At 66.2% G+C, this 7,964-nt stretch carries 9 protein-coding genes; 6 read left to right on the top strand and 3 right to left on the bottom strand.

Annotated elements, in window-relative coordinates; genetic code table 11:
- The first annotated feature begins 184 nt into the window (after positions 1–184).
- The 3 genes from VFT73_RS09165 (at position 185) to VFT73_RS09155 (ending at position 3,254) form a co-directional block, all read left to right on the top strand.
- Complete coding sequence (locus VFT73_RS09165) at positions 185–1,333, top strand: sensor histidine kinase (protein ID WP_326410127.1); 1,149 nt, start codon at positions 185–187, stop codon at positions 1,331–1,333.
- On the top strand, positions 1,330–1,974 hold the full coding sequence (locus VFT73_RS09160; RefSeq protein ID WP_326410125.1) for a response regulator transcription factor: 645 nt from the start codon (positions 1,330–1,332) through the stop codon (positions 1,972–1,974). Before VFT73_RS09165 ends, VFT73_RS09160 begins: the two co-directional genes overlap by 4 nt.
- Positions 1,975–2,051: 77 nt before the next feature.
- A complete protein-coding gene (locus tag VFT73_RS09155; protein ID WP_326410123.1) occupies positions 2,052–3,254 on the top strand; it encodes a M20 family metallopeptidase in 1,203 nt (400 codons plus the stop codon).
- A gap of 1 nt (position 3,255) precedes the next feature.
- Here VFT73_RS09155 and VFT73_RS09150 read toward each other — a convergent pair whose 3' ends face one another.
- From VFT73_RS09150 to VFT73_RS09140, 3 genes are read right to left on the bottom strand one after another with little or no spacing between them, the layout of a single operon-like run.
- Positions 3,256–4,815, bottom strand: a complete 1,560-nt coding sequence (locus VFT73_RS09150; RefSeq protein ID WP_326410121.1) for a DHA2 family efflux MFS transporter permease subunit — start codon at positions 4,813–4,815, stop codon at positions 3,256–3,258.
- Positions 4,796–5,896 (bottom strand): HlyD family secretion protein, encoded by a 1,101-nt coding sequence (locus VFT73_RS09145; protein ID WP_326410119.1) that lies wholly within the window; start codon positions 5,894–5,896, stop codon positions 4,796–4,798. The genes VFT73_RS09150 and VFT73_RS09145 overlap by 20 nt, the downstream gene beginning before the upstream one ends.
- The gene (locus VFT73_RS09140; protein WP_326410117.1) at positions 5,889–6,335 is read right to left on the bottom strand and encodes a MarR family transcriptional regulator; all 447 of its coding nucleotides are present in this window, start codon (positions 6,333–6,335) and stop codon (positions 5,889–5,891) included. Before VFT73_RS09140 ends, VFT73_RS09145 begins: the two co-directional genes overlap by 8 nt.
- An 89-nt stretch (positions 6,336–6,424) precedes the next feature.
- Between VFT73_RS09140 and VFT73_RS09135 the strand changes: the two genes are divergently transcribed.
- The 3 genes from VFT73_RS09135 to VFT73_RS09125 form a co-directional block, all read left to right on the top strand.
- Entirely contained in the window at positions 6,425–6,871 is a 447-nt protein-coding gene (locus VFT73_RS09135; protein ID WP_326410114.1) for a GFA family protein, read from the top strand.
- Positions 6,868–7,620 carry an alpha/beta fold hydrolase gene (locus VFT73_RS09130; RefSeq protein WP_326410111.1) on the top strand — a complete coding sequence of 251 codons (753 nt, stop codon included), beginning with the start codon at positions 6,868–6,870 and terminating at the stop codon, positions 7,618–7,620. The genes VFT73_RS09135 and VFT73_RS09130 overlap by 4 nt, the downstream gene beginning before the upstream one ends.
- 54 nt (positions 7,621–7,674) lie before the next feature.
- Positions 7,675–7,964, top strand: a 290-nt coding sequence (locus VFT73_RS09125; protein ID WP_326410109.1) for a M2 family metallopeptidase, incomplete at its 3' end; no start/stop codon positions are given.

The raw sequence follows: 7,964 nt of genomic DNA, 5'->3' as shown, positions 1-7,964 counted from the left end.
ATGGCGGGCGCCGCAGACGCAAGCAGAATGGCGGCACTGACGGACCGGAGCATGTCTTTTCCTCCATTGGGTCCGCCATCTGTGCCTCTCTCCGCTCGTCCCGATTAAGTGCCGGAGGTCCCGCTCCGAAACCATGACTTTCGGCCTATGGTAAGGCGCCTCGCTTCATGACAGCATGTCCGCCATGACAGGCCGGTTCAGACATTGGCATAACTGGATTTTCTGCGTCGCAGCGCTGGCTGTGTGGCTTGCCGTGGGCTGGCCGGTCCTGGAGCGGCTCATCACCGGCGCGACCGTGCGCGGTTCTGCCGTGCCGGACCATTGGCTTGTCCCCTTCACGCTGTTCGGAGCGGCAGTGCTCGCCGCGATGGGCCTGAGGCCGCGGCCGAGCCTTCAATGGACGTTGTTGTGCGTCCAGCTCGCCGCGGTCGTGACGATGGCGATCACCGTGCCCTGGGCGCAGATGTCGTATTTTCTCATCATCATCGCCTGGCAGGTTGCCATGGTAACCACGGCCGGCAAGGCGCTGGGCTGGGCCGGTTTTCAGACGCTGGCGATCGTCGCTGCGCTTACGCAGACGCTGAATCCCGATTTCTGCTGGGTGATCGGCAATTCTCTCGCGCTGCAATTGTTGCTCGTCTTCACGGCGCAGGCGCTGCGAAGGGAAGCGGAGATGGCGCGAGCCCTGGCCCAGACCAACAGGGAGTTGCGATCGGCCCAAGCCATCATCGCCAATACGGCGCGCGATGCTGAGCGCTTGCGCATCTCGCGCGAGCTGCACGATGCGTGGGGTCATGAGTTGACCGCCCTCGGGCTGCAGCTTGAGATCGCCAGCCATGTGACCGGGTCCGGCCGTGCGAACGATCATGTGATGCAGGCGAAGCGCCTCGCCCGCACGCTCCTCGCCAAGGTTCGCGACGTCGTCTCCGCTTTGCGGGAGGCCGAACGATGCGACCTGAAGGAGGCGCTGGAGGCGCTTGCGCAGAGCATCCCTTCGCCGGTCGTCCATGTGGAGCTTTCTCCCGACGTCATGGTCGGCCCGGACCAGGCTCACGCGCTCATCCGCTGCGCCCAGGAAGTCGTCACCAACTCCGTCAAGCACGCGAGTGCCTCGAACCTGTGGCTCCAGGTGACGTCGAGCGGCGAAGGCGTGCGGTTGGTGGCCCGTAACGACGGCAGCCCGCGATCTGCTGCCTCCCCTCCGGGCTCGGGCCTCCTCGGGATGCGGGAGCGGCTGGAGCATCTCGGCGGCAGATTGGCGGTGCGAAAGGGTGGCGATTCCGTCTTTACCGTCGATGCCTGGCTGCCCTCGCGTGCGCCGCAACCCGCATGATCCGCGTCGTCCTCGTCGACGATCAGACGCTGGTCCGCCAGGGCGTGCGCGGTCTGCTTGAACTGCTGCCGGACATAGAGGTGGTGGGAGAGGCGAGCGATGGGGAGGAGGCGCTGGAGAGAGTTCCGGCGCTTCGTCCGGATGTTCTCCTGCTCGACATCCGCATGCCCCGGCTGAACGGCATTGCCGTTCTGGAGGCTCTGCGCGAGGCGGGCACGCTGCCGCCGACGCTGGTCCTGACGACCTTCGAGGATGGCGATGCCGCCATTGCGGCGATCAAGGCAGGCGCCAGAGGTCTGATGCTTAAGGACGTGTCGCTCGAAGACCTGGCAGAGGCCATTCGCGCCCTTGCCGACGACCGGACCGCGTTTCAGCCCGCCATGACCGACAGCCTGATGGCCGCGATCCGCCGCGCTCCTTCGGCTTCGCCCGATACCTATGTCGCCGAGGCGCTGACGGTTCGAGAACGGGAGGTGCTGCACCTGATCTGTGCCGGCTACAGCAACAAGGAGATCGCCGATCTGCTGGCGCTGGCGGAAGGGACGGTGAAGAACCACGTTTCCAATCTGCTGCTGAAGCTCGACGCCCGCGACAGAACCCGGGCAGCACTCAAGGCCTTGCAGCAGGGCCATCTGGGCTAGAGGCTGCAGCGGCCACCACGGGCGTGCTTGCGTTCCGCAGCCATAGCGGCTTGACTGGCGCTTTCAGGAGAGCGCGCATGACCATTCACACGGCCGACTGGACCAAAGACGCAGAGGCGATCCTGCCCGACCTCGTCGCCCTTCGGCGTGCGATCCATGCGGAGCCGGAGCTGGGACTCTCGCTGCCGAAGACGACCGCGAAGGTGAAGGCTGCGCTCGAAGGATTGCCGCTCGAATATCGCGAGGGCGGATCGACCACCGGCATTGTCGCGGTCCTGAAAGGGGGAGGGGACGGCCCGACCGTGCTGCTGCGCGGCGACATGGATGCGCTGCCGATGCACGAGGATACGGGACTCGATTTCGCATCCGCCACGGCGGGCGCGATGCACGCGTGCGGCCATGACAGCCATGTCGCGATGCTGGTCGGCGCGGCAAAGCTGCTGTGTGCAAAACGCGAGGCTCTGAAGGGCACGGTCCTGTTCATGTTCCAGCCGGGCGAGGAAGGCTGGCACGGTGCGCGCTACATGATCGAGGACGGGCTGCTCGATCCGTTGCCCGATGCCGCGTTCGCACTGCACGTGATGCCGAACGCGCCGCACGGCGTGTTCAGCAGCCGCGCAGGGCCGCTGCTGGCCTCCGCCGACAAAATCAAGGTGACGGTGCAGGGCCGCGGTGGCCATGCCTCGATGCCGCACGACGCGCTCGACCCCGTGCCGATCGCCTGCGAGATCGTGCTGGCGATCCAGACCTGGGTGACGCGGCACGTGTCCGTCACCGATCCGGCGGTGGTCACGATCGGCAAGATCGAGGGCGGCTCGACCGACAATGTGATCCCGGAAAGCGCGTCGCTGCTGGGCACGATCCGTACCCTGTCGCCCGGCACGCGCAAGGCCGTGCAGGAGGGGCTGGAGCGCCTCGCCGAGGGCATCGCCGCTGCCCACGGCGCGAGCGCGACGGTCGCGTTCGAGGCCGGCTTTCCGCCCACCGTCTGCGATCCGCGCGCGGTCGATTTCGCGCGGGCGACGGTGGAGGAGGTGTTCGGGCCCGGCGCCTGGATCACCATGCCCGCCCCGGTTATGGGCGCGGAGGATTTCTCCTACGTGCTGGAGAAGGTGCCCGGCGCGATGGCGTTCCTGGGTGCCTCTGAATGCGGCAGCGACTGGCGGAGCTGCTGCGGGCTCCATTCCAACCGCATGGTGCTCGACGAAAGCGTGATGGCGCGCGGTGCCGCGCTCCACGCCGCGATCGCCGAGCGCTTCCTTGCCAACGGCTTCGGCTGAACTATTCCATGATCATGTGCTGGGGGCCTCCGCCGGCCTTGCCCGGGCGGCGGAGGAAGATCACCAGCGGCACCGCCAACATCGTCACGATCGCCATCATCTTGAAGTCGTCCAGATAGGCGATCATCAGCGCCTGCCGGTTAATCTCGGCATCGATCGCCGCCATGACGGCGTCGCCCGCGCCCGCCAGCCGTTCCGACGCCGACGGGTCGATCGAGGGCAGGCTGAACGGCGTGATATGGCTGACCAGGTCCGAATGGCTGGTCTGGACGTTGCGCGCGAGGAAGGTCGTCACCACCGAAATGCCGGCCGACGCGCCGATCGAGCGGAAGAGGTTCAGCAGGCTCGCGCCTTCGGTCCGGTATTTGGGGTCGAGCGTGGCGAACGCTGTCAGGTTCAGCGGCATGAACACCAGGCCCATGCCGAGGCCCTGGATCGCGCCCGAAATGACGATCCAGCGATAGTCCATGCCCAGCGACCACTGGGTCATTTCCCACAGCGATACCGCGGCGATCGCCATGCCGGTGCCGACCAGCCAGCGCGGATCGACCTTGCCCATCAGCTGGCCCGCGACCCACATCGTCGCCAGCACGCCGACGCCGCGCGGAGCGAGCAGCAGGCCGGCGTCGATCACCGGATAGTCCCAGATGCGCTGCAGCATCGGCGGCAGCAACGCCATCGTCGCAAACATGATCACGCCGATCACGACCATGAAGAACAAAGCCGTGATCATGTTGCGATTGGCGAACAGCTCGCGATCGAACATCGGGTGCTTGCCGGTCACCATATGGACGATGAACATCCAGGCGGCGGCGAGCGCGATGCCGGCTTCGATCCGCACTTCCCAGCTGTCGAACCAGTCGAGCTGCTGGCCGCGGTCGAGCATGATCTGGAAGCAGGAGACGGCCAGCGCCAGCAGCGCGAAACCAAAGATGTCGAAACGCCGGGGCCGGAGCGCCTTGGCGGGCAGCAGCAGCCACATCATCGCGAAAGTGACGATGCCGAACGGCACGTTGACGTAGAAGCACCAGCGCCAGTTGAAATTGTCGGTCAGCCAGCCGCCCAGCACCGGGCCAAGGATCGGCCCGACCATGATCCCCATGCCCCAGACCGCCATCGCCCGCGCCTGGCGGGAGGGCGGGTTGATGTCCATCATCACTGTTTGGGATAGCGGGTTGATGAAGGCCGCGGCGATGCCCTGAAAGACGCGGAAGATCACCATTTCGCCAAGGCTCGTCGCGATGCCGCACAGCATCGACGCGGCGACGAAACCGGCGACTGCCGCCAGGAACAGGTTGCGCGACCCGAACCGGTCCGCGAGCCATCCCGTCACCGGGATCGCGATCGCGGAAGCGACGATATAGCTGGTCAGCACCCACGTCACGGTGTCCGCGGTCGCGCCCAGCGAGGTTTGCATGTGCGGCAGCGCCACGTTCGCGATCGTCGTGTCGAGGATCTGCATGATCGTGGCGAGCATCACCGCGATCGTCAGCAGCCCCCGTTGTTCGACCGGCGTGGCGGCGACATCCGCCGCCGCAGGGTTAGTGCTGGCCGCGGACATCGACCGTCACATCCGCGCTCAGGCCCGCCAGCAGCGGCCGCGGCGACTCCTCGTCGATTGCGATCCGCACCGGCACGCGCTGCGTGACTTTCACCCAATTGCCGTTCGCGTTCTGCGCGGGCAACACCGAGAATTCGGAGCCGGTGCCGGCGCCGAAGCTGCGGACATGGCCCCTCAGTTTCAGCCCGGAATAGGCGTCGATTTCGATCTCCGCCGGCTGGCCGACGCGAACCTTATTCAGCTGCGTTTCCTTGAAATTGGCCTCGACCCAGGTTTCATCGCCGACGACGATGCTGAGCGCGGGCAGGCCCGAGACGATCTGGTTGCCGACCTGCAGCCGATCCGACTGGCTGACGGTGCCCGAGGCCGGCGCGCGGACCTCGGTACGCTTCAGGTTCAGCAGCGCCTGGTCGAGCTGCGCGCGCGCGGCCGCGATCTGCGGGTTCTCGCCGGGAACGGCGGCGCCCGTCTGCAGCTTCGCCTTTGCCTGCGCCGCTTCGGCCTGCGCGTTCTGCAGCTGGACCTTCGCCTGCTGCAGCGCGTGCTGCGAATTGAGGTAGTTGGCGCGGGTGGTAAAGCCGCGCTTCATCAGCGCCGCCTGGCGATCGAAATCCTCCTGCGCCTGCTGGATCGCGATCCGCGCGCCTTCGATATCGGCGCCCTTGCCCTGATATTCGGTCCTGAGCGTCTGGAGGTTCACCTGAGCGTTGGCGAGGGCGGCGCGCGCCTGCTCGACCGCGATGCGGTACGGCTCCGGATCGACCCGGAACAGCAGATCGCCCTGGTTGACGTGCTGGTTCTCGCGGACCGACACTTCGACGATCCGGCCGCCGACGTCGGCGGAGACCGACACCTTGTCCTGCTGGACATAGGCATTGTCGGTCGACACGAACCGGCCCGACGTCAGCCAGAAATAGGTGCCGACGCCGACGATGATCAGCGGAACCGACAGGAGCGCGACGATGCGCAACCAGCCCCGCTTCGGCTTTTGGGCCTGGGCTTCGGGCGGGGCGGGCGCCTGCACGTCCGCGGGGGCGGCGATTTCGCGCTCGGCGATGATGGGGCGATCTGCGTCAGCCATTTGCGGCGGCCTTTTCTTTTCTTTCGTCGTTGAGATTGGTGCGGATGCGTTCCAGCAGGGCCATCAGCCGGTCGCGATCGGGCGCGCTCACGCCATCGAGCGCGTCCTCGATCAGACCGTCGCCGAGAGAACGCAGCTCGTCGAGAATCGGGCGCGCGCGATCGGTCAGATAGATGCGCCAGGCGCGGCGATCCGTTGGGTCCGGGCGGCGCTCGACCAGGTCGGCCTCCGAAAGGCGGTCGACCATCCGGCACAGAGTGATCGCCTCGACATCGAGCAGGTCGGCCAGCCGCCCCTGGTTCTCGCCTTCGTGGCGTGAAAGGGTGGTCAGCATCCGCCATTGCTGGCGCGTGACGCCGATCGTGCGCGCGCGCACGTCGAACGCGCGCCGCATCAGGCGCGAGACATCGCCGACCAGGAATCCGAGAGTGTCTGCCATGGCGCGCGCATATAATAGCACATGCTTATTATTCAATCGTTGATGCAGATCATTTGTGCCGCCATGGCAGGCGGAAAGAGGAGGCGCGCATGGAAACGGTGACCGGCGGCTGCCAGTGCGGGCGAATCCGCTACGAAGTCGCGATCGAGAACGACGAAGCCTATCTCTGCCATTGCCGCATGTGCCAGCGCGCGACGGGCGGATTCGCGGCATCGTTCAAGAGCGTGAAGCGCGCCAAGGTCCGCTGGCTGGGCGACGAGCCGGACTGGTACGACAGCTCCCCGATCGCGCGGCGGCCCTTCTGCGCGATTTGCGGCACGCCGCTCGGCTTCGCCTTCCTCGAAGGCAGCGACAATATGGACCTGACCCTCGGCAGCTTCGATGACCCCGGCCGCTACCGGCCCGTCCATCATTTCGGCGCAGAGAGCATGCACGAGGCGTGGCTGGACACCTCCGGCCTGAAACGCATCCGGACTGACGAATATCAGGTCTTGGTCGATAAATGGGTGCAGGCGACGGGGAAGATGCCCGAATGAGCCCGAAAACCCACTTCTTCACTGCCCCGGATGGCGTCCGTCTTGCCTGGCACGAGCTGGGGGAGGGACGGCCGGTGGTGCTGATCCACGGCTATATCTCTTCGGCCGACATGAACTGGATTCGTTTCGGCCATGCCGCGAAGGTGGCGCGCGCGGGCTTCCGCGTGATCATGCCGGACCTTCGCGCACACGGGAAAAGCGATGCGCCGCACGACCCCGCGCTGTATCCGGCCGATATCCTGACCGACGACAATCTGGGTCTGATCGCGCATCTCGGCCTCACGGATTACGATCTGGGCGGCTATTCGCTCGGCGCACGCACGGTCGCGCGGATGCTTGCGCGTGGCGTGCAGCCAAGCCGCGTGATCTTTTCCGGCATGGGGCTGGAGGGGCTGATCCACACGTCGCGCCGCGCCGGCCATTTCCGGCATGTGCTGACCAACCTGGGCAGCTTCCGCCCCGGCACGCCCGAGGGCAATGTGCAGGGTTTCATCAAGTCGACCAAGAGCGATCCGGTTGCCTTGCTCAACATCCTGAACACTTTCACCGACACGCCTGAATCTGTGATCCGCGGCATCGAGCAGCCGACGCTGGTGCTGTGCGGCGAAGAAGATGACGACAACGGCTCGGCATCCGCGCTCGCCCAGGCGCTGCCGCATGGGCAACTCGCACTCGTTCCCGGCGGCCATATGAGCGCAGTGGTGAAGCCGGAGCTGGGAGAGGCGCTTGCGGAGTTCCTCGCGGGTTGACCTTCGGCGCCTCGGCGCGCCAACTGTCGACCATACGGACATGAGGGGATTCCGATGAAGAGGATGATGATTTCGGCGCTCGCCGTCGCGGCAGCGCTTGCCGCGGGCAGTGCCGTCGCCCAGCAGCCCGCCGCCCCGACCGCGGCCGAAGCCGATGCGTTCGTCGCCAATGCCGAAAAGCAGCTCGCCGACTTCTCCGTCGATGCGGCGCGGGTCGCCTGGATCAACAACACCTACATCACCGACGATACCGACGCGCTGGCCGCCAAATACGGCACGATCGGCACCCAGATGGCGGTGAAGTTCGCCAAGGAAGCCGCGCGTTTCCAGAAGGTTCCGGACCT

The organism is Sphingomonas sp., assembly GCF_035758555.1.
Lineage (GTDB): Bacteria > Pseudomonadota > Alphaproteobacteria > Sphingomonadales > Sphingomonadaceae > Sphingomonas_B.
The sequence above is the reverse complement of the archived record's forward strand: the minus strand, read 5'-3'. Positions and strand labels throughout refer to the sequence as shown.

Bases quoted from the DNA above. Each gene is read 5' to 3' on its own strand.
- VFT73_RS09160 (WP_326410125.1), top strand. From the start codon at position 1,330: ATGATCCGCGTCGTCCTCGTCGACGATCAGACGCTGGTCCGCCAGGGC.
- VFT73_RS09165 (WP_326410127.1), top strand. From the start codon at position 185: ATGACAGGCCGGTTCAGACATTGGCATAACTGGATTTTCTGCGTCGCA.
- VFT73_RS09155 (WP_326410123.1), top strand. From the start codon at position 2,052: ATGACCATTCACACGGCCGACTGGACCAAAGACGCAGAGGCGATCCTG.
- VFT73_RS09135 (WP_326410114.1), top strand. From the start codon at position 6,425: ATGGAAACGGTGACCGGCGGCTGCCAGTGCGGGCGAATCCGCTACGAA.
- VFT73_RS09145 (WP_326410119.1), bottom strand. From the start codon at position 5,896: ATGGCTGACGCAGATCGCCCCATCATCGCCGAGCGCGAAATCGCCGCC.
- VFT73_RS09130 (WP_326410111.1), top strand. From the start codon at position 6,868: ATGAGCCCGAAAACCCACTTCTTCACTGCCCCGGATGGCGTCCGTCTT.
- VFT73_RS09140 (WP_326410117.1), bottom strand. From the start codon at position 6,335: ATGGCAGACACTCTCGGATTCCTGGTCGGCGATGTCTCGCGCCTGATG.
- VFT73_RS09150 (WP_326410121.1), bottom strand. From the start codon at position 4,815: ATGTCCGCGGCCAGCACTAACCCTGCGGCGGCGGATGTCGCCGCCACG.